Source organism: Eubacterium sp. OM08-24, assembly GCF_003438075.1.
Taxonomy (GTDB): domain Bacteria; phylum Bacillota; class Clostridia; order Oscillospirales; family Acutalibacteraceae; genus Ruminococcoides.
This window is the reverse complement of record NZ_QSTA01000011.1, coordinates 16,107-37,124: the sequence shown is the minus strand read 5'-3', so window position 1 is coordinate 37,124 and position 21,018 is coordinate 16,107. Positions and strand designations below refer to the sequence as shown.

The window sequence follows — 21,018 nt, the reverse complement described above, 5'->3', positions numbered from 1 at the left end:
TTTATCCTATCCGTTTAATTCCTTATTTAGCCTTGCAACAGGCAGACCAACTACATTAAAGTAATCGCCGACAATGCCCTTTACAAGCAGTGAGCCTTTGCCCTGTATTCCGTATGAGCCTGCCTTGTCCATTGGCTCGCCTGTGGCAATATAACTTTCAATCTCTTTTTCGGTAAGAGGGTAAAACTCAACCTCTGTAACCACCGAAAAGCTGTTGACTGTGCCGTTTTTGCAAATACAGCACCCTGTAATTACCTTGTGCGTCCTGCCCGAAAGCTCTGCAAGCATATCCTTTGCGTCCTGCTTATTCTTTGGCTTACCAAGCATTTTGCCGTCTATAAAAACACCTGTATCGCAACCGATTACAGTATCATTTTTATGACCGTTTTCAAAAATATGCTTTGCCTTTTTCTCTGCAAGGTATTCGGGACTTTTTTCGGTTTCAATATTGCTTGGCACACTCTCGTCAATGTCAGACGGCATTACCGCAAAATCCTTTGTAATCAGCTTTAAAAGCTCCTGTCTGCGAGGAGATGCCGATGCAAGAATAATCATAAAAACTACTCCTTAATCAATGTAAAAAACTCTGTTCTCCCTGCGTGGATGTGTTGGAGGATATTCGCCGTCAGCATAGCCGAGTGCGCAGTTACCAATTCCCTCATAGTCGCCCTCAATACCGAGCGATTTAAGCAAGTCTTTGCCCTCTTCTCTCTCAAAAAATTCCTTTGCTCTGTGAATCCAACAGCTGCCAACACCAAGCTCGTGAGCCGCAAGCATAAGATTGCCCATTACAAGCGAGCCGTCATAAAGATAAGTAGGCACACTCTTGTCTGCAAGGACTATAAGAATTACAGGTGCGTTGTAAAACGGGTCAAAGTCACCCGATTTTCCCATAATTTCAGCATTGACTTTTGAAATTTTATCTCTGAGTTCCTTATTTGTAACGGCAATAATAATCGGCGACTGCATATTTCTGCCCGATGCCGCATATGTGCCCGCTGTAACGATTTCGTCAATTACTTCTTTAGGAATCATATCAGATTTGAATTTTCTTACACTTCTTCTTGTTATCATCTTGTTTACCGATTCATTCATTTTGATTATCTCCTTTGTTTAATTCTTCAAGTCTGTCACGCAATTTTAAAAAATCGTCAAAAGCCTCGGGCTTTTTGCGTGGATCTCTTAAAAGTGCCGCAGGGTGCAGCATAGCCATCATCTCAAAATTGCCCTTTTTAAACCACATTCCATGCTCCTTGGTAATTTTAATGTCAGGCTTAATCAGCTTTGCCGCAGCAATTCTGCCAAGGCAAACTATAATCTTAGGATTAATGAGCTTTACCTGCGAGCGCAGCCAATCAATGCACATCTCCTGCTCCTCAGGCTTTGGATCTCTGTTTTTGGGCGGTCTGCATTTTACTATATTGGCAATATAAATATTTTTGTTTCTGTCAAGGTCAACCGCCGCAAGCATTTTGTCGAGCAGCTTGCCTGCTCTGCCCACAAAAGGTTCGCCTTGTAAGTCCTCGTTCTCTCCCGGGCCTTCGCCGATAAACATAATGTCGGCTTTCGGGTTGCCCACACCCACAACTACATTTGTGCGTGTTTTGCAAAGTTCGCACTTTTGGCAAGCCTTGCACTCGTTATATAATTCTTCCCATGTTCTATACATTTTCTTATCATTCCTTTATTTTCAGAAAAGTTAAATATCTGTTTCAAAAATTTTTCTGCTGAAATATGTCTGAAATTTCAATACATTATCGTAAATGTGTTGAAATTTCAATAATTTAGTAGTAAAATATATTCAAAGCCATTGGCTGTATTTATTTATGATTGGTGGTAAAAAATATGAAAATTATGGTAGAAACCTCTGCTCGTCACATTCATGTGACAAAGGAAGTTTTCGCAACACTTTTTGGTGCAGACGCAACTCTCACTAAGAAAAAAGATCTTTCTCAGCCCGGTCAGTTTGCTTGTGCTGAAAAGGTTAAGGTTGTTGGCCCTAAGGGTGAAATGATGATGTCAATTCTCGGCCCTGAGAGAAGTGCTACTCAGGTTGAGGTTGCACTTACAGATGCAAGAAAGCTCGGTATTGCTGCTCCTGTTCGTGAGTCAGGCGATATTGCAGGCACACCGGGCTGCAAGCTCGTTGGCCCTGTTGGCGAGTGCGAAATTGAGTGCGGTGTAATCGCTGCTAAAAGACACATTCACCTTACTCCGGAGGCTGCCGCTGAATTTGGCGTAACCGACAAGCAGATTGTTTCTGTTAAGGTTGGCGAAAATACAGGCAGAGCAACAACATTCGGTGATGTTGTTGTAAGAGTAAGCCCAAGCTACGCTCCTGCAATGCACATTGATACCGATGAATCAAACGCAGCAGGTCTTAGCGGCACTGTTGACGGCGAGGTTATTCTTTAATATTTCCATATCAAAATTTACGCTCTGTCTTTTGGCAGAGCGTTTTTTTGCCCTTATTACCTTGCTTTTTCAAGAAATGTGTGGAGAAAATCAGGGAATATTTCTCTCCAGGCCTTTTCATTATGCGAATTTTCAAAAAGTAAAATCTCGTTAAACCTATCGTACGGATAGCCTGTTTCAGGCAAAAGGTCATACATCATCTCTGTGCTTTGCATAAGTATTTCCTCAAGCGGGTCGGCATTTCCGCAATACATATAAATATACGGCATATCATCATTCACCTTTGAAAGCAAATACGCTCTCCAATCGTCCTCCTTATACACAACAAAGGCAGGCGACAGCGCACCCACAAAGCTGAATTTGTCGCTATGCTCTATTCCCTCAAAAAAAGCCTGCAATCCGCCCGATGAACTTCCGCAAACGGCAACGCTTCCTTTATTTTTCTTTAAAGGAAAATTATTTTCAACATACGGAATAACCGTATCCATAAGAAAGCTGTCGAACACCTCGCCCTCGGGAGTGAAAATATCGTTGAAATATTCTCTGTGCTGAATTTCTCCGATACACTTCGGGGTAAGCTCGCTGTCGCGATAAACATTGCCGTTGTCAATGCCGACAATAACGGCAGAAAATCCTGTATCTTTCTGCTCTTTTTCTACGGCAGGAATAACATTCCAACTTCCGTATTCCGTACTTTCTTCGTCAAACAGATTTTGTCCGTCAGTCATATAAATTACAGGCAAAGTTTCGCCCTCTTTATGACTTGGAACATATACCCAAATTTTACGCTCTCCCCTCTCGTTAGGAAAAGGAAGTGTAAAAGTCTTTAATTCTGAATTAATCATAAAATATCACCAATAATATTAAACCACAAATCAAAGCCTCTTGCAAGATGTATATTTTCCAAATGTTGAATAATAATATTTGCAGAGGTGATTTTTGTGATTAACGATAATGAAATGCTCAACTATGTATTACAAAATGCAGAGATGGGGTGCAACGGTATCTCGGCAGTGAGAAAACAGCTAAAAGACAACAGAGTTGACGGTGTGCTGTGCGAACAGCTTATAAAATACAGCAAACTGTATCATTGTGCCAACACAATGCTGAAAAGGCGTGGAGCGGAGGTACACCATGTGAGCCCTGTTACAAAGGCAATGACAAGCTATGCCGCAAACAGGGATTTAAAGCGAGATTCTTCGCCGTCACATATTGCAGAAATGATGATAAAGGGCAACACAATGGGCGTAAACAAAATGGCAAGACATATGCGTGAATATGACGGAAGTGATCCGCAGGTAACTATGCTTGCCAAAAAAATGCTTGATACAGAGGAAGAAAACATAGGAGAGTTAAAGTCTTATTTGTAGGAGAAGTTTTACGGCTTAGCGCTGAAAGTTTAGTTTAGTAAATTTAAAATTCAGGTCAACCCTTTTTAAAGGGTTGCAGGTTTGGGCAGAGCCAATAAAATAATAAAAATGAACTTATTTTAAATTTAAACAAACAGTTGTAATTGCACATTAGCATAACTAAACTTTAGATTATTCAAGACTTTAGTAGAAAACAAAAGTTAAGACTAATGAGTGGCACAAAGTTAGAAAGTTGCTTTTTAGTATTAGTAGAGAAAAAATATTCTAAAGGATACAAAAGTTTTTGTGTGCGACTAATTTGCCCTTGAAAAGCGGCAAATTAGTAGTTTAGTAGCGTAGCTTTTACTTTGTTGCTATCGCATTTTTAAGGCTTTCGCCATTGTGTTCAATCCGCCAAACGGCAAGCCGTTTGGCTCTCAAAAATTTGCGATAGCATAAAGTTTTGTGGGCTTTGCCCACACCCACAACCTTTGAAAAGGTTGACCAAACTTCTTAAATTCGTGACGGAAAGTATGTTTTTCACTTTGATTTGTTGCCCGACTTAAACTAAGTTAAGTCTATAATACAACTCAACTTTTGATAAAAATCTCGCTTTTACTGCACTACAAAAGCCACCGCAAAAGCGGTGGCTTAATTACAAATTAAAGATTGCGATAATGTTTAACTCTCTTTTCGGCTTTTGCCTTTTTACGGTTGATTTTGGAAGTAATGTAGTAAATTATGAGAATTACCACAATAACACCAACGGCAACCAAGAACCAATATGATTTCATAATTGTACCGATTACATCAAGCACATAAAGGAATCCGCTAAGTTCTACCTTTTCGCTCGGCACAAGGTTTACTGTTGCAAGCTCCTGCTTTTCTGTCATTTTGTCGTCCTGATAATATATAGTAGCCGTACCTACAACCGTATCAGTATCAAGCGGAGCATTCACCTCATCGGGCACATTTGTTTCTACCGTAATCCATTTTTCCTGATAATCAGACGGCACTATTGCGCTGAAATTCTTTTCAGGCACAAGCAAAACCGAATCTTTACCCCACGAAAGCTTTACCTTTTGCTCGCAAACAGGAGTTTTTGTTGAGGCTACCGTATTAAGCTCAAGGCTTGTGAGCGCCCAGCGGAAAAGATTTGCCGCATCTGTAAAGGTGTAATATTCTTCATCAACACCCTCTTTGTAAGGCGCTTTTAAAAGGACAAGCAGGTAGGAATATCCGTCAGCCGAGGCAGAAGTAACAAGACATCTGCCTGCCTGATCTGTTGTACCTGTCTTTATTCCGTTTGCATACATATAGTAATAATCACCGCCACGCCACTCGTCAATAAGATAGTTTGTAGTTGTAAGTGGCTCGTCATCACCCTCGCAGTAATACTCTGTGGTATTTGTAATTTCTTGAAAATGTGGCAGCTTTAAAGCGTATGCAGCCATTGTATACATATCTCTTGCTGTTGTGTAATGGTCTTCATCGTGCAAGCCGTCAGGATTTTTAAAGTGAGTATTCTTTAACCCAAGCTCCTTGGCTTTTTCATTCATCATATCAACAAACTTGTCAATACTGCCACCGCCTACATAATCGGCAAGCGTCATTGCGGCGTCATTTCCCGAAGGCACCATCATACTGTAAAGCAAATCCTTAACAGACATTGTTTTGCCTATATGAGCCTCAAGATTAGCTACTGAACTGCCTGTACCTTTCAGCTTATCGAGAACTGCCTTTTTGATGGTCACCCTTGTGTTTTCAATGTCGTCAACATTTTCAATAACAACTATGTAAGTCATAATCTTAGTTGTAGATGCAGGATAGCGCTTAGTGTCAGCTTCTTTTTCGTAAACAGTCTGACCTGTATCCGTATTTACAAGCAAAATAGACTCCGATTTAGTTGCAACATTGTTTGTAAAAGAAACAGCCGCTGCTGTTGGCGCAAATGCACAAGCTATTACAACCAATGTACAAAGCACCGATAATACCCTGATAAATTTCCTTTTCATAAACTCAAATACTCCCTGATATATTAATTCAGATAATTCTGACCGTTTGAAGAGAAAAGGCGCTGAACCTCTGCTTTCAACAGTCTTAAATCATCGTGATATAGATTTTTATAATTAAAAATAATAAAATCGGCTATTTTTTGAGAAAGCTCAAGACTTTTGGTATCTGCAAAATCCGCAATAGCCATTTGCGGAAGTCCATGCTGTCGCTCACCGAAAAAGTCGCCCGGACCTCTCAGCTTTAAATCCTCATCGGCAATTTTAAAGCCGTCATTTGTACTGCACATAACCTTTAGCCTCTGCATAGTTTCGAGATTGCGGTTATTGCTTATCAAAAAGCAATACGAATCATACTTGCCTCTGCCCACTCGCCCCCTTAGCTGGTGGAGCTGAGAAAGTCCGAATCTTTCGGCATTTTCTATTGCCATAACGGTTGCGTTCGGAACATCTACTCCGACCTCTATTACCGTTGTGGCTACAAGCAAAGAAATTTCGTTATTTGCAAATTTTTTCATTACCTCGTCTTTTTCGGCTGATTTCATATGACCATGCACTATGCCTACGGATATATCCGAAAAGTCATTTAGCATAAGCTCTGCGGCATATTCCTCTGCCGAGGCAACATTTTCAAGCTCGCCCTCTTCAACAAGCGGACAAACTATGTATGCCTGCCTGCCCTGCTTTATTTCATTCTTTATGAACTCATAGCAGTTTTTGCGTTTCAGCGTATTTATTGCATAGGTTTTTACAGGCTTTCTTGACGGCGGCAGCTCATCAATTATTGATATGTCAAGGTCGCCGAAAATCACAAGTCCGAGTGTTCTCGGAATCGGGGTTGCACTCATAACAAGCAAATGCGGATTACTTCCCTTTGACAACAGCTTTGCCCTCTGCGATACACCAAAACGGTGCTGTTCGTCTGTTACGGCTAATCCAAGATTATAAAAATTGGTTTTCTCGGTTATCAAGGCGTGAGTGCCGACTACAAAAGAAATTTCGCCGCTCTCAAGTCCTGCCCTTACAGCCTTTTTTTCGGACTCTTTCATTGAGCCTGTCAGCAATGCCGTTTTAATATCCGTATCCTTAAAAAGCTGAGAAAAGGTTTTGTAATGCTGTCTTGCGAGAATGTCGGTGGGCGCCATAAAAGCCGCCTGAAATCCGTTGCGTATCACCGTATGGCAAACTGCGGCGGCAACCGCTGTTTTACCCGAACCTACATCACCCTGAACAAGCCTGTTCATAGACTTACTGCCCTTTGTGAGATCCGAGATACACTCGCCTACAACTCTGCTTTGCGCATTTGTCAAGGTAAACGGCAACAGCTCTTTAAATTCATCAAAATAGCTTTTTGTAATATCTGCTCCGCTCTCTCCTCGGCTTTGCTCTTTTAGCGAGCGCATACCGAGATTAAGCACCAAAAGCTCCTCCGTAACAAGCCTTTTCCTTGCCTGACTGAGTGCCTCAGAATTTTCGGGAAAGTGAATGTTTTGTATGGCAAATTTTAAATTGCAAAGAGAAAATGTACTGCGTACACTTTCGGGCAACGGATCATTTACCTTTTCGGGCAAATAAGACACTGCCTGCTTTACAGCATTTGCGATAATTTTTGAATTAAGACCCACTGTCTGTTTATATACAGGGTGAATTTTAGTTCCCTCGCTGACAGGAGAAAAGGTTGGAGAAATCATTTGCCAACCGCCAATGCCGCCTGTAACCCTGCCGTAAAAAAAATACTCCTCACCTGCGTGAATCATGGCGCTTATGTATCGGTTATTGAAAAACACAAGCTGTAAAGTGCCTGTATCATCATATACCATACCCTTTGAAATTATGCGTCCGCCGGGCAATACACCATCTCTTATCTGAGTTCCGAGAACCGCCCTTATGCAGACATTCATACCGTCCTGCACGCTTTCTATTTTGGTGGTATTGCTCCAATCCTCGTAACCCTTAGGATAAAAGCTGAGTAAATCGCCAATGCTGTAAATGCCCAGCTTATTAAAAAGCTCGGCTCTTTTTTTGCCTATTCCGTTTAATTTATCAATAGAAATTTTATACAGAGATGCCATAGTACCACCGAATACAACAAAAGGGCGTGATGACACGCCCTTTACAAATCACTTTCTACTTTTATCTCAGTCACCGGGCAAGTTCAAACGCTTACAGAATTATTCTACACTGAGGATAAAGTAATAAACCGGCTGATCACCCTTTACAAGAGTAATGTCTGTGCGTGAACCGAACTTATCTGAAAGCTCGTTGAATGCAAGATTTGCATCGTCCTCGCTGATTTCATTACCATAAATAAGAGTGATGAATGAAGTATCACGAGTTACCATATTCTTAGCGAGCTTAACAACTGCCTTAACAGGATTTTTCTCTGTAATAGTCAGTTTGCCATTTTCAAGAGCGATAATGTCGCCCTCTTTGATTTTCTTACCGCCAAACTCGCTGTTTCTTGCTGCAAAAGTTACAAGACCTGTGCCAACGCCTGTTGCGGCGTCCATCATAAGCTGAGCGTTGCTTTCGGGTGAAATTTCAGAGTCAAAGTTGAGAAGTGCTGTCATACCCTGAGGAATTGTTCTTGTAGGAACGATAACAACATTTCTGTCCTTAACCATCGGTACAGTCTGCTCGGCTGCAAGAATAATATTTTTGTTGTTAGGGAACACCAATACATTTTTAGCAGGTGTAGCCATTATTGCGGCATAAATATCATCTGTGCTCGGATTCATACTCTGTCCGCCCGATACAACATTAGCACAACCTAAATCCTTAAAGAGGTTCTTTAATCCCTCGCCTGCCGCAACAGCAACAAAGCCGAAATCTTCAACAGGCTCTGCCGGCTCAAAGATTTCTTTCTTTGGCTTAGCGGCAGTCTTAGCATTTTTGTGCTGCTCCTTCATATTCTCAACCTTAACGGTTAAAAGCTGACCGAATAAAAGTGCCTTAGTAAGCGCCTTACCCGGCTGCTCTGTATGAACATGAACCTTTATAATTTCTTCATCATTAACAACTACAACGCAGTCACCGATAGTCTGAAGATAAGCTCTGAGCTCGTCAGGATCGGGAGCGTCCTCAATATTTCTGCCGACAATAAATTCTGTGCAGTAAGTAAATTCAATATCACCGTCAAATTCAGCGGTTGCACTCTCAAAATTGTCAACAGTAGCCTCTTCCTTTTTCTCAGTGTACTCAACCATTACACCGTCTTTGAAATAAGAAAGCATACCCTCAAATATAACGCAAAGTCCCTTGCCGCCTGCGTCAACAACGCCTGCCTTTTTAAGAACAGGCAAAAGCTCAGGAGTGATAGCGAGTGCCTCGTTTGCCTTATCGCAAATGCACTGCCATACATAAAGGCTGTCTGAGTTAATTCTTGACGCCTCTACGCCCTCCTCGTATGCCATACGAGCTACTGTAAGAATTGTACCCTCTGTCGGTTTCATAACAGCCTTGTAAGCTGCGTCAACACCGATACCGAGAGCTGCGGCAAGACTTTTGCCGTTTACTTCTTTCATTCCCTTTAATCCCTGAGCAAAGCCACGGAAAATAAGAGAAGTAATAACACCTGAGTTGCCTCTTGCACCTCTGAGCATTGCTGAGGCTGTAATCTGTGCTACCTCGCCCGCATCATCGCCGTCATAATCGGCAAGAGCCTTTGCGGCAGCCATAATTGTCATAGACATATTTGTACCTGTATCACCATCGGGAACAGGGAAAATGTTAAGATCGTTGATTTGATTTTTCTGAGTGCTTATATTATTCGCACCGGAAATTATCGCATTTTTTAAGATTTCGCCATTAAACATTGCGAGCACATCCTTTATAATACAATTAATTCATAGACATAGTTATTATATATTTTAGAGCGAAATTTTGCAAGAGAAAATCGCAAAAATTTAGTAAAATAATAATTTTAGTCACCTTATTCAATTCTCAATGACTCTGCCGACAAAGTTTTGCCTGTTTTGTCATCAATATCAAAAAGTACACATTCCATTTTGCAGTCGCCGTCCGCAAGGTCAAACCTTGCAGGCAATTTTGTACGGAATTTATTAATAATAATCTCGCTTTTTACGCCGAGAACCGATTGAATTGTGCCTGTCATACCCACATCTGTAATATATCCGCTGCCATTTGGCAATACCTGAGCATCCGAGGTCTGCACATGAGTATGCGTGCCGAACATTGCGGAAACTCTGCCGTCAAGGTAATATCCCATCGCTCTTTTTTCGCCTGTCGCCTCTGCGTGAAAGTCTGCAATAATAATATTACTCTCTGCCTTTTTCAACATACTGTCGGCACACGCAAAAGCGCAGTCAAGGTTATTATCCATAAATGTATTGCCCATAATATTAATAACGGTAATGATTTTTCTTCCCGTATCAATATTTTTTATACCCGTTCCCGGAGTAGTTGAATCTGGAAAATTTGCCGGACGAACTATAAACGGATTTTCATCAATAAAGTCATAAGCCTCTTTGCGCCTAAACGAATGGTTGCCGAGTGTAATTACATTGACTCCGCTGTCCAAAAGATAATTTGCCGATGACGGCGTAATTCCGTTGCCGTCTGCCGAATTTTCTCCGTTGCACATAACAAAGTCTATACCCTTTACTTTTTTTAATGTCGGCAATTTTTCACGCAAAAAGCGACAACCGATACTGCCCACGACATCGCCTATACATAAAATCCGCATAATACCACCCTATAATAATCTGATAGGTTAATTATACCACATATATTTTAATCTGTCACACTAAATTCTGATGTTTGTGCAATATTTTCGTTAAAAATATAGCTGATTTCCGCAATAATGCTGTCACTGCCTGTTTTTGTGGTAATTTTTCTGCTTACAAGCCTGCTTTTGGGCTTTTCAAACACCTCATATAGCATAGACTGAGCAAGTATTTTTTTATCAAGTGTCGCTTTGTCAAGATTAACCTCAGTTCTGCTTACCTCTGTTTCACTTTGTGTAATCAATTCTATCGGTATGTTTGTGCCGTTAAAGCTCAGCTTTTCTTTACGGCTTGCAAACACGCTGTCATCGTATGACTTAAAACTAAGCGAACAGGGAAAGTAAAAATTAAGAATACCGCACATATATCTGTCTGTTCGGTTGCCGGTCAGCGAATAATACTCATAGCTTTGGGGTATGGTATATTCCTTTTTATATATTACATCCGCCATTATTTCTGCACTTGCGTGCACATATTCTATTGTTTCCTGCTTAGTTTCAACTATACCGCTTACAAGCAAATCTCCCTTTACAACTCCACTGCCTTTCATCACCTTGGTTTCTCCTCTTGCGGTTTTTATGCTTGTAATTACACCGTCATTGTTAGCTTTTATGTTGCAGGGCGTTTTAAAGTCGGGAGTATCGGGCTTTGGTGCTTTTTCCTCAATATTAACACTCATTGTACTGCCCATAATATTAAGACTTATCCAGCCTATCTGTTCGTTTTTCAAAATCAGCTTTCGCTCTGTATTTTCGGTATCAATAGAATTGATATACGAACCGACCTTTACATTATCTTCCTCAAGCGCCGAAAGTATCTGCGAGGTACTCAGGCTTTTTGTAGGCGGTGCGTCAATATACCATATAAATTTTGACAATACAGCAATTAAAACTATACCGATAACAGCGCCGATAAGAAGTCCTGCCCTTTGCTTGTAGCGTTGTGCGTAAAACGGAAGTCCATGCCTGCCTGTAACACGCATTCTGAGTTTTGATTTTGAGGCAATACTGCGTATATTTTTGTAATCGTAAACCTGCATTGTGGCGGTCAAGCCGTTTTGAACAGGCTTTAAATTCCACACATTTATTCCGTTTCGGGTAGTAAGATTAATAAACCGTTCGGGAAATTTTCCGTATGCCGAAAAATCAACATAGCCTTTGCTCCACCTGATAAGCCTTAACAGCATATTACCGCCTCGCTTTATGTAATAAAATCAATTCCTGTTATAAATCCCTCTATAACCACATCAACGGCAGAAATGCACTTTACCGTAAGACCTCTGCCACATACCGACACTACCATTTTGTTTGTGTTAATCTTGATATTTTCGCTTTCATATCTGAGCACACCCGTTGAGCCCTCAATAGTTATTCGCCTGTTGCCGAGCATATCGAGTATCGGCAATCCCGAATTAAGGTCAAGCGCTATTGAATTTGCCGATTGATTTTTAGGCTTATCGCTTTTTCTCTGCAAAATATATCTCTCCCAATTCAACGCTTTATTATTATTTTTATGCAGAGTGATACATATATATTAATGGTGATTGCTATGTTTATAAAGGCAAATTTTCACAAACCGGCGGCTGTTGTGCTTTCAGCCGGAATAATTATAGTGTGTATAATGCTTTTGGTTTTTTCAAAAGAATGTGCAAACGGTGCGCTTTCGGGAATTGAAATGTGCCTGAATGTTCTTATTCCCTCGCTTTTTCCCTTTATGGCGGTATCTTCTTTTATAGTAAAAAGCGGTATTGCCGATTTATTAGGCAAACCATTTGGCAAAATTACGAAAACCGTATTCGGACTAAGTCCTTGCTTTGCGCCCATACTTTTGCTGTCGGTTACGGGCGGTTATCCGATTGGTGCAAAAAGCTGTAACGAAGTTTACAAAAGCGGTACTGCCAATATTGACGAATGTAAAAGAGCGGGGGTGTTTATGGTATGCGCAGGGCCGGGATTTCTTATCAGCTTTATAGGAATGTCAATTTACAACGATAAAAAAATCGGCACAATTATGCTATGCTCGCAGATTTTATCGGTACTTATTACAGGCATTGCGAATAGAATAATAAACAGGGGCAAAATTACCGTAAGCACAAAGACAAATAAAACAATCAAAATGAATTTCACAAAATCTGTTGTTGAGTCTGTATATGACGCCTCAAAGGGGATGTTTTCGATATGCTCGTTTGTTATAGCTTTTTCGGCATTGACGGGGATAATTTCCGCATTAATTACAGATGATTTTGCAAAAGCAATGATTATCGCTACTTTTGAGGTGTGCGCAGGAGTAAAAGCCGTTTCTGCCGAACTGCCTGTATGGGCGGTTGCATTTGTGGCAGGATTTGGCGGAATATGCGTGCATTTTCAGATTTTCTCGGTACTCGGAAACCTGAAGATAAATAAAATAATATTTTTCTGTTACAGAATAATTCAAGGAATATTAACGGCGGCTTTTACTTATATAGGTATGCTTATTTTTTACGATACCAAAAGCGTATTTTCGGTGGGTACGGTTTCGGGCGGCTCTGTTTACGGCGGAACTGCTCTGTCGGGAATTGTGCTTACGGCACTTATGGTGTGCTTTTTATGTTTACTGAAAAATTACAGAAATAATTGACGGAGGTTTCACATGTGTGGTATTGCAGGTTGGTTTGACAATGAAACAGAAATGAGCAAGCAGATTCCTGTTCTGTACGAAATGTCGCAAACCCTCAGCAAGAGAGGGCCTGACGAAAACGGACTTTACATTAACAAAGGCTGTGCCCTGCTGCACAGGCGGCTTGTAGTAATTGATAAAGAAAACGGCAAACAGCCTATGGCGGCAAGGCACAGAGGAAAAAGCTATATAATTGTATATAACGGCGAGCTTTACAACACTGACGAGCTAAGAGAAGATTTGAAAGCGAGCGGCTACCATTTCAGAGGTCACAGCGACACAGAGGTTGTGCTTAAAGCATATATAAAATACAAGGAAAAATGCGCCGATATGCTCAACGGTATTTTTGCGTTTGCGATATACGATGTAAGCGAAAACAGCCTGTTTTTGTGTCGTGACAAAATCGGTGTTAAGCCTTTGTTTTATTATGAATATGACGGCGGTATTCTGTTTGCCTCGGAAATAAAAACTTTGCTTGCAAGCAAGGCGGTAAAACCTCAAATTGACGAAAACGGACTTTACGAAATTTTCTTTTTAGGACCTGCCCGAACACCATCGTGCGGAGTGTTTAAGGGGGTTAAGGAATTAAAGCCGGGGGAAATGGCTTATTATAAAGATAAAAAGCTGACAAAGAAAATTTACTTTTCCATACAGGCAAAGGAACACACAGACACAGTTGAGCAGAGTATAGAAAAAACAAGGTACTTGCTGACAGATGCTATAAATCGTCAGCTGGTGAGCGATATGCCGCTTTGCTTTTTCCTTTCGGGCGGTCTTGACAGCAGTATCATAGTAAAAACCGCCTCGCAATACTACAAGGAAAATAAGCTCGGCAAAATCAACACCTACTCGGTTGAATATCGTGACAATGAGAAATATTTTCAAAAAAGCCTGTTTCAGCCGAATGCGGATTTTGAATATATATCGCTTATGTCACGCAATGCCGACAGTCGGCACAGAGAAATTATACTTGACAATAAGGCGGTTGCAGATGCACTGTATGACAGCGTAATCGCAAGGGATTTGCCGGGGTATGTTGATGTAGATTCCTCGCTTTTGCTGTTTTGCGGAGAAATAAAAAAGGACTATACCGTTGCATTGTCGGGCGAATGTGCCGACGAGCTTTTCGGCGGTTATCCGTGGTACCACAATAAAGAAATTCTATTTGAAGATAATTTTCCGTGGTCAAAAAGTCAGGATGTCCGCTCATCAATATTAAAAGAAGGAGTTTTGCCAAAGGGTGCAGAATATGTACGGCAAAAGTATCTCGACACAATTAATCTTGCTCCAAAGTTGAAAAGCGATTCAAAAATTGACGCAAGAATGAGAGAAATGTTTTATCTCAATTTTTACTGGTTTATGCAATGCCTGCTTGAGCGAAAAGACCGTTGCTCTATGTATAACGGACTTGAGGTGCGTGTGCCGTTCTGCGATTACAGGCTTGCGGAATATGCGTACAATATGCCTTGGGAAATCAAAGCCTACAATAACCGAGAAAAAGGAATTGTGCGCAAAGCCTTTGAAGATATTTTGCCCGATGAAATATGCTGGAGAAAGAAAAGTCCTTATCCAAAAACGCATAATCCGATTTACTTTGATATTTGTAAAGAAAGAGTTAAGAATATTCTGCAAAAGAAAAATATTCTCACCGAAATGCTCAACAAAGACAGCATAATGAAAATAGCGGAAAATCCCGACAGCATAACCACACCATGGTACGGTCAGCTTATGAAAGCACCGCAGATACTCGCATATATTATTGAGCTTGACTATTGGTTTGAAAAATACAATGTTGAAATAGTGTAAATATTGTGTTAAAATAGCATAAGAATGTTAAAACTGGGTGATTGTTGTGAGTGCGGAAATGTATATTAATATGGTTAGTTTCTTTAAAAGAAATAAGTTGTGTAATGCAATATTAAAATTCTGCTACAACTTTCTGCCATTTGTAATGTTTTTATCGTACGGTGTGCTTGCGGTTTTTATGCTTTTTTCAGACGCAAAAATTTTTGCAAGAATCACTTTGTCGCCAATGACGGTATTTGCGATAATAACCGTATTCAGAAAAATATTTAACAGGGCAAGACCGTACGAAAAATTTGCCACACCGTCTGTATTTGGCAAAGACAAAAGCGGAGAAAGTATGCCGAGCCGACACACAGCCTGCGCCTTTATAATTGCAATGGCTTTTATGTATGTAAGTATCCCTCTCGGAATTGCTTATCTTATAATCAGCTTTTTTATTATGGTTTCAAGGGTGCTATCGGGAGTGCATTTTATAAGTGATGTGCTCGCAGGAATGGCAATCTCACTGCTTTACGGCTATTTATCATTTTTTATAATTTAAAGTTAAACAGTCCTCAAAATAAATTGAGGACTGTTTTTATTTATGATAATATTCAATTCTTTTGTAATAGTGGGGGAATTGCAGTTTAGCCAACTTTCGGTCGGGCAACAAAGTACGGCAAAAGAAAATGTTTCCGTCCCCAATGTAAAATTTATAAAACTAAACTTTTTACGCTAAACCATTATTCTGAATTTCACCCCAACATTTAGAATATAACCCAATATACAACAAAAAGGGGCTGAGCAATAATACTCAGGCACAAATTTTATAAGTTATGTGTAATTATTCAATTACCTTAATCCAACCCTTTGGAGCTTCAATTCTGCCCATCTGAATACCTGTAAGTGTTTCATAGAGCTTCTTTGTAACAGGGCCCATTTCTTCCATACCGCTTGGGAAACAAATTTCCTTGCCGTGGTCGTTAATTTTGCCAACAGGTGAGATAACTGCTGCTGTACCGCAAAGACCGCACTCTGCAAAATCTTTAACCTCGTCAAAGTAAACTTCTCTCTCCTCTACCTCAAGACCGAGATACTCTTTTGCAACATACATAAGAGAACGGCGAGTAATTGAAGGAAGAATACTGTTTGACTTTGGAGTAACAACCTTACCGTCTTTTGTAACGAAGATAAAGTTTGCACCGCCTGTTTCCTCTACCTTTGTACGGGTAGCGGCATCAAGATACATATTCTCAGCAAAGCCTTCTTCGTGAGCTGTAACGATTGCGTGCAAGCTCATTGCATAGTTAAGACCTGCTTTGATGTGACCTGTACCGTGTGGTGCGGCTCTGTCAAAGTCAGAAACCTTGATTGTAATTGGCTTTGCGCCGCCCTTGAAGTATGGGCCGACAGGAGTTGCGAAAAGTCTGAACTGATACTCTGTTGATGGCTTAACACCGATAACAGGGCCGATACCGAACATATACGGACGGAGATAAAGTGTTGCACCTGAGCCGTATGGAGGTACATAGTCTGCGTTAGCCTTTACAACCTTGCAAACTGCGTCAACAAACATATTTTCAGGAAGAACAGGCATTTCAAGTCTTTTGCATGAATCCTGCATTCTTGCTGCATTAAGGTCAGGTCTGAAAACTACGATTTTTCCGTCCTGAGTTGTATAAGCCTTTAAGCCTTCAAAGCAAGTCTGAGCATACTGCAAAACACCTGCGCACTCACTCATTGTGATTGTTGCGTCAGTTGTCATTGCACCTTCGTCCCACTTGCCGTCTTTGTAATTTGCTACAAATCTTTCACCGGTAGGCATATAGCCAAAGCCGATATTTGCCCAATCAATATTCTGCTTTCCCATGATATATTACTTCCTTTCAATGTAGGCAAAATCTGTTATAAGTATATATTATACTTATTATCGTAATTTGTCAACAATTAAAGTAGGATTATTAGTGTATAAAGGTATATTTTGTACCAATTTTTACAGATTGCAATTTCACAATTCCTTTATCGAATTAAAGTGGTAAATTTCAATAAAATCACCCTGTTTTCACCTATTAAGTATAAAGCAAAAAGGCTTGAGCCTGTTTACATTTTTTGCCAAAATGCAATTTACAAAACTCAAACCTTCATTTTACTTTTAACAGATTATAAATTCACACACAAAAACAAGCACGCAACAGATTACCGATACTTTAAACAAACCTGCGTCAAACCACGCCGCCACAAGACCTGCGGCAAAGGCTATTGCGCCTGCTATGGGACTTTGGGTAGCATTGATAATTGCAGGAAAGGTCATAACCGAAAGTGTTACATACGGCACATAGTAGAGAAACGATTTTACAAACTGATTTGTGAACTGCTTTTTTACAAGAGTAAGCGGCAGAACTCTGATTGCGAAGGTAACGCCTGCCATTATCAAAATATAAATATACGGATTATGCGACATTTTCGTTTCCCTCCTCATCCTTTACAGGGAACAGCAAGGCTGCAACGGCAGATATAACAACAGTAAGAATAATAGTCCTTGTGCCCTCGGAAATTTCACTTATTACAGGCAGATACGCAAAGGCAAGGCTTAATATAAAGCTGACTATTACAATGCCCATAAGAGGTTTGTTGCCCTTGGTGGGCGGCACAATAATGGCAAGAAACATTCCGAACAATGCCACGCTTAAAGCGCTTACAACCCTGAGCGGCAAAACATTGCCCGCTATCGTGCCGAGCGCCGTACCAACCGCCCAGCATGGCCCTGCAAAGAGGATTGCACCATAGGTATAGTACGGATTCACACTCCCCTTTCGGGAAATTGTAATTCCGAAAAATTCATCGGTTATATAAAAACCAAGCAGCAGTCGGTGAATGAGCGAGGTTGAGCTTTTCATTCTTTGACTGAGAGCACAACTCATAAGCAAATACCTTGCATTTGCAATGAGAGTTACCACTGCCATTTCAAAATATGTAGCGTCTGCCGCAATTACGGTAAAGCCTGAATACTCACCCGCCGAGGCATTGCAAAGCAAGCTCGCCAAAAAGCTCTGGAAAAAATTAAGACCTGCGTTTTTTGCCGCAATGCCAAGCGAAAATGATACCGCAAGATAGCCGAGTCCTATCGGAATACCATCTCGGATACCCTCTTTTATAACCTTACGGTTAGATTTTATTAAATTATTCCTACCCATTTTTAACTCCGTAACTTTTAATACAAAAACAATCTGTCACATAAAAGACTGTTTTTACTTTTGTTATAATAAACAGCACTGATTATTATAACATATGCAAGAATTAAATTAAACTGTCATTTATTAAAATTTTCTAAATATTCTAAATATTCATAACCATATCGTTTAAACAACAAAAAGGCAGTAAATACTGCCCTTTTGATAAAAATATAAATTATTCCTCACCGTTCCAGCAGTATGTGCAAAGTTTGCATTTATCAATACCGCAGGAATCAAGCATATCGTCAAGGCGGTTAAATCGAAGTGAAGTAAACTTGAGCTCCTTGCAGATTTCGTCAACCATTTTTTCGTACTTCTCAGAATCGGGATTTGTGTATTCCTTTAAAACTTCATCGGTAACATTGCCGTTTTCAAGTCTTTCAATAACTCGTCTTGTAATAAGATCCATTTCAGATGACGAGCGTGAGAAGTTAAGGTACTTACAGCCGTACACAAGCGGAGGACAAGCGGGTCTGATGTGCACTTCCTTTGCACCGCTTTCAAAAAGATACTCTGTTGTTTCTCTGAGCTGAGTGCCACGCACGATTGAATCGTCAATCAAAAGCAGGCTTTTTCCTCTGATTAAATCCTCAACAGCAAGCAGCTTCATTTTTGCAATAAGATTACGCTGGCTCTGAATTGTAGGCATAAAGGATCTCGGCCATGTTGGTGTGTATTTAATAAACGGTCTTGAGAAGGGAATACCCGACTCATTAGCATATCCGACTGCGTGTGCAATACCCGAATCAGGAACACCTGCAACAACATCAGGCTTTACATTATCTCTCTTTGCCATTTTTGCACCGCAGAGGTAACGCATCTGCTCAACGCTCATTCCCTCGTATGAGCTTGCAGGGTAGCCGTAGTAAACCCAAAGGAATGTGCATATTTTCATATCATTTCCGGGCTGTTTTAAGGTAACGCAGTTTTTATCTGTAATAACAACAATCTCACCAGGGCCAAGCTCTTTGTAATTGCTGTAACCGAGGTTTTTATATGAAAAGCTCTCAAAAGCGGCACAGAAAGCGTCCTCTTTCTTGCCGATAGCAATAGGAGTTCTGCCGTACTTATCTCTTGCGCAGTAAATGCCGTTTGGATTCATAAGCAAAAGTGAAAGTGAGCCGTCTACCTTTTCGAGCGCATAATTAATGCCGTCAATAAGGTTTTCTTTCTGATTTATGAGTGTGGCAACAAGCTCGGTCGGATTGATTTCGCCGCCGCTCATCTCAAGAAAGTGAGAATTTCCGTTTGAGAAAATCTCCTTTACAAGCTCATCGGTATTATTTATCTTACTTACAGTTGTGATAGAATATGTACCATGGTGCGAGCGAACCATAAGCGGCTGAGGCTCATAGTCGGAAATACAGCCGATGCCAAGTCTGCCCTTCATACTCTGCATATCTTTATCAAACTTAGTTCTGAAAGGTGCATTTTCAATGTTATGAATAGACCTGTCAAATCCCTTTTCGTCATCATAAACTACCATACCGCCTCTTCTTGTGCCGAGGTGTGAGTGATAGTCAATACCAAAATACAAATCAAAAACGCAGTCCTCTTTGGCTGCTACTCCCATATATCCGCCCATATTTTTTCTCCTTTATTATATTGTTTGCCGAACAAGAATTATATTACAGCAGTAATATTAATTATATTATGATTTCTTACAGTTGTCTATACAAAAGTTTAAATTTTTTACATTATTCCCATTTGTAAATTGACTATATCCGATATTTAATTATATCAAATTATATTTATATACTTTTTTGCTTATTTATTTATTAATATCAAGTACGCAAGCAAAAAAATATAATTATTTTTACTCAGGTGATTTACAGAAACTGTTTTTTATGCTATAATGTAATAAATTCTTACCAAAAAAGTAAAGATTAAATTTATATAAGGAAATAACAATATGACTTTGCAACAACTGCGATATGTAATAACGGTTGCACAAAAGGGTACTATAAGCGAGGCGGCAAAGGAGCTTTTTGTTTCTCAGCCGAGCCTTACCAATGCAATTCGTGAACTTGAAAAAGAAATGAACATCACAATATTTAACAGAACCAACAAAGGCGTTGCTGTATCTAACGAGGGAGAACAATTTTTAGGCTATGCAAGACAGGTGATTGAACAAGCCAACCTGCTTGAAAGTGCTTATAAAACCTCGCCGTATGATAAGCAACGCTTTTCTGTTTCTACTCAGCATTACGCCTTTGTGGTGAATGCTTTTGTGGATTTGATAAAGGAACTACCGCAAAACGAATATGATTTTTCTATAAGAGAAACTCAAACCTATGAAATAATAGACAATGTTTCTGCAATGAAAAGTGAAATCGGCATAATTTATCTTAATTCTTTCAACGAGTCCGCACTTATGAAAATCATTAAATCAAAAGGATTGTGCTTTAATGAGCTTTTTGTGGCAAAGCCGCATATTTTTGTAACGGCGGAGCATCCGCTTGCAAATAAAAGCTCGGTAACTATGGAGGAACTTGCAGACTACCCATACTTGTCATTTGAACAGGGAGAGCACAATTCGTTCTACTATTCCGAGGAAATTTTCAGCACTGTTGAGCGCAAAAAGAATATTCGTGTAACCGACAGGGCAACGCTTTTTAATCTGCTGATAGGACTTAACGGCTACACCGTTTGCAGTGGTGTAATTGACAGCGGTCTTAACGGCTCAGATATTATTTCAATACCATTAAGCAAGGAAGGAGATATGCGTATCGGATACATTTGTCACAAAAAATTAAATTTGAGTCCGCTTTGCAAAAAATTCTTAAATCACTTAAACAAATATATTAAGTGACATTACATACAA

The 21,018-nt window shown here is 40.2% G+C and carries 20 protein-coding genes; 6 read left to right on the top strand and 14 right to left on the bottom strand.

Annotated elements, in window-relative coordinates:
* Nucleotides 1–6: 6 nt before the first annotated feature.
* From DXC23_RS11150 to DXC23_RS11140, 3 genes are read right to left on the bottom strand one after another with little or no spacing between them, the layout of a single operon-like run.
* Nucleotides 7–555, bottom strand: a complete 549-nt coding sequence (locus DXC23_RS11150; protein ID WP_117706419.1) for a Maf family protein — start codon at nt 553–555, stop codon at nt 7–9.
* A gap of 12 nt (nt 556–567) precedes the next feature.
* On the bottom strand, nt 568–1,095 hold the full coding sequence (locus DXC23_RS11145) for a nitroreductase (protein WP_117706417.1): 528 nt from the start codon (nt 1,093–1,095) through the stop codon (nt 568–570).
* Entirely contained in the window at nt 1,088–1,669 is a 582-nt protein-coding gene (locus DXC23_RS11140; RefSeq protein ID WP_117706415.1) for a uracil-DNA glycosylase, read from the bottom strand. Before DXC23_RS11140 ends, DXC23_RS11145 begins: the two co-directional genes overlap by 8 nt.
* 176 nt (nt 1,670–1,845) lie before the next feature.
* Here DXC23_RS11140 and DXC23_RS11135 point away from each other — a divergent pair, with 176 nt between their 5' ends.
* Nucleotides 1,846–2,415 carry a phosphate propanoyltransferase gene (locus tag DXC23_RS11135; protein ID WP_022233983.1) on the top strand — a complete coding sequence of 190 codons (570 nt, stop codon included), beginning with the start codon at nt 1,846–1,848 and terminating at the stop codon, nt 2,413–2,415.
* Nucleotides 2,416–2,471: 56 nt separating this feature from the next.
* Here DXC23_RS11135 and DXC23_RS11130 read toward each other — a convergent pair whose 3' ends face one another.
* On the bottom strand, nt 2,472–3,260 hold the full coding sequence (locus tag DXC23_RS11130; RefSeq protein WP_117706413.1) for an alpha/beta hydrolase-fold protein: 789 nt from the start codon (nt 3,258–3,260) through the stop codon (nt 2,472–2,474).
* A 96-nt stretch (nt 3,261–3,356) separates the two neighbouring features.
* Here DXC23_RS11130 and DXC23_RS11125 point away from each other — a divergent pair, with 96 nt between their 5' ends.
* On the top strand, nt 3,357–3,785 hold the full coding sequence (locus DXC23_RS11125; protein WP_117706411.1) for a hypothetical protein: 429 nt from the start codon (nt 3,357–3,359) through the stop codon (nt 3,783–3,785).
* Nucleotides 3,786–4,426: 641 nt separating this feature from the next.
* Here the strand turns inward: DXC23_RS11125 and DXC23_RS11120 are convergent.
* The 6 genes from DXC23_RS11120 to DXC23_RS11095 all read right to left on the bottom strand — a co-directional run bounded on the left by DXC23_RS11120 (nt 4,427) and on the right by DXC23_RS11095 (nt 11,994).
* Entirely contained in the window at nt 4,427–5,779 is a 1,353-nt protein-coding gene (locus tag DXC23_RS11120; protein WP_117706409.1) for a D-alanyl-D-alanine carboxypeptidase family protein, read from the bottom strand.
* A gap of 23 nt (nt 5,780–5,802) precedes the next feature.
* Nucleotides 5,803–7,848: an ATP-dependent DNA helicase RecG gene (gene recG / locus DXC23_RS11115; RefSeq protein WP_117706408.1), complete on the bottom strand. Its 2,046-nt coding sequence runs from the start codon at nt 7,846–7,848 to the stop codon at nt 5,803–5,805.
* Between the two features lie 99 nt (nt 7,849–7,947).
* Nucleotides 7,948–9,591, bottom strand: coding sequence for a DAK2 domain-containing protein (locus tag DXC23_RS11110; RefSeq protein WP_117706406.1), 1,644 nt, complete (start codon nt 9,589–9,591; stop codon nt 7,948–7,950).
* Nucleotides 9,592–9,707: 116 nt separating this feature from the next.
* Nucleotides 9,708–10,481 (bottom strand): TIGR00282 family metallophosphoesterase, encoded by a 774-nt coding sequence (locus DXC23_RS11105; RefSeq protein ID WP_117706404.1) that lies wholly within the window; start codon nt 10,479–10,481, stop codon nt 9,708–9,710.
* A gap of 47 nt (nt 10,482–10,528) precedes the next feature.
* Nucleotides 10,529–11,707: a sporulation protein YqfD gene (locus tag DXC23_RS11100; protein WP_117706402.1), complete on the bottom strand. Its 1,179-nt coding sequence runs from the start codon at nt 11,705–11,707 to the stop codon at nt 10,529–10,531.
* A gap of 14 nt (nt 11,708–11,721) precedes the next feature.
* A complete protein-coding gene (locus tag DXC23_RS11095) occupies nt 11,722–11,994 on the bottom strand; it encodes a YabP/YqfC family sporulation protein (protein ID WP_117706399.1) in 273 nt (90 codons plus the stop codon).
* Nucleotides 11,995–12,069: 75 nt separating this feature from the next.
* On the opposite strand from DXC23_RS11095, the gene DXC23_RS11090 reads away from it, so the two are divergent.
* The 3 genes from DXC23_RS11090 to DXC23_RS11080 are packed head-to-tail and all read left to right on the top strand — an operon-like array spanning nt 12,070 to nt 15,523.
* Nucleotides 12,070–13,137 (top strand): hypothetical protein, encoded by a 1,068-nt coding sequence (locus DXC23_RS11090; RefSeq protein ID WP_117706397.1) that lies wholly within the window; start codon nt 12,070–12,072, stop codon nt 13,135–13,137.
* Between the two features lie 12 nt (nt 13,138–13,149).
* Complete coding sequence (asnB, locus tag DXC23_RS11085) at nt 13,150–14,982, top strand: asparagine synthase (glutamine-hydrolyzing) (protein WP_117706395.1); 1,833 nt, start codon at nt 13,150–13,152, stop codon at nt 14,980–14,982.
* Nucleotides 14,983–15,028: 46 nt separating this feature from the next.
* The gene (locus tag DXC23_RS11080; RefSeq protein WP_117706393.1) at nt 15,029–15,523 is read left to right on the top strand and encodes a phosphatase PAP2 family protein; all 495 of its coding nucleotides are present in this window, start codon (nt 15,029–15,031) and stop codon (nt 15,521–15,523) included.
* 282 nt (nt 15,524–15,805) lie between these two features.
* Here DXC23_RS11080 and DXC23_RS11075 read toward each other — a convergent pair whose 3' ends face one another.
* The 4 genes from DXC23_RS11075 to DXC23_RS11060 all read right to left on the bottom strand — a co-directional run bounded on the left by DXC23_RS11075 (nt 15,806) and on the right by DXC23_RS11060 (nt 19,779).
* On the bottom strand, nt 15,806–16,831 hold the full coding sequence (locus DXC23_RS11075) for a branched-chain amino acid aminotransferase (protein ID WP_117706391.1): 1,026 nt from the start codon (nt 16,829–16,831) through the stop codon (nt 15,806–15,808).
* Nucleotides 16,832–17,113: 282 nt separating this feature from the next.
* Nucleotides 17,114–17,422, bottom strand: a complete 309-nt coding sequence (locus DXC23_RS11070; RefSeq protein ID WP_117706390.1) for an AzlD domain-containing protein — start codon at nt 17,420–17,422, stop codon at nt 17,114–17,116.
* Complete coding sequence (locus tag DXC23_RS11065; RefSeq protein ID WP_117706388.1) at nt 17,412–18,155, bottom strand: AzlC family ABC transporter permease; 744 nt, start codon at nt 18,153–18,155, stop codon at nt 17,412–17,414. The genes DXC23_RS11070 and DXC23_RS11065 overlap by 11 nt, the downstream gene beginning before the upstream one ends.
* A 214-nt stretch (nt 18,156–18,369) precedes the next feature.
* Nucleotides 18,370–19,779 (bottom strand): phosphoribosyltransferase family protein, encoded by a 1,410-nt coding sequence (locus DXC23_RS11060; protein WP_117706386.1) that lies wholly within the window; start codon nt 19,777–19,779, stop codon nt 18,370–18,372.
* A gap of 327 nt (nt 19,780–20,106) precedes the next feature.
* On the opposite strand from DXC23_RS11060, the gene DXC23_RS11055 reads away from it, so the two are divergent.
* Nucleotides 20,107–21,006: a LysR family transcriptional regulator gene (locus DXC23_RS11055; RefSeq protein WP_117706384.1), complete on the top strand. Its 900-nt coding sequence runs from the start codon at nt 20,107–20,109 to the stop codon at nt 21,004–21,006.
* Nucleotides 21,007–21,018 lie beyond the last annotated feature (12 nt).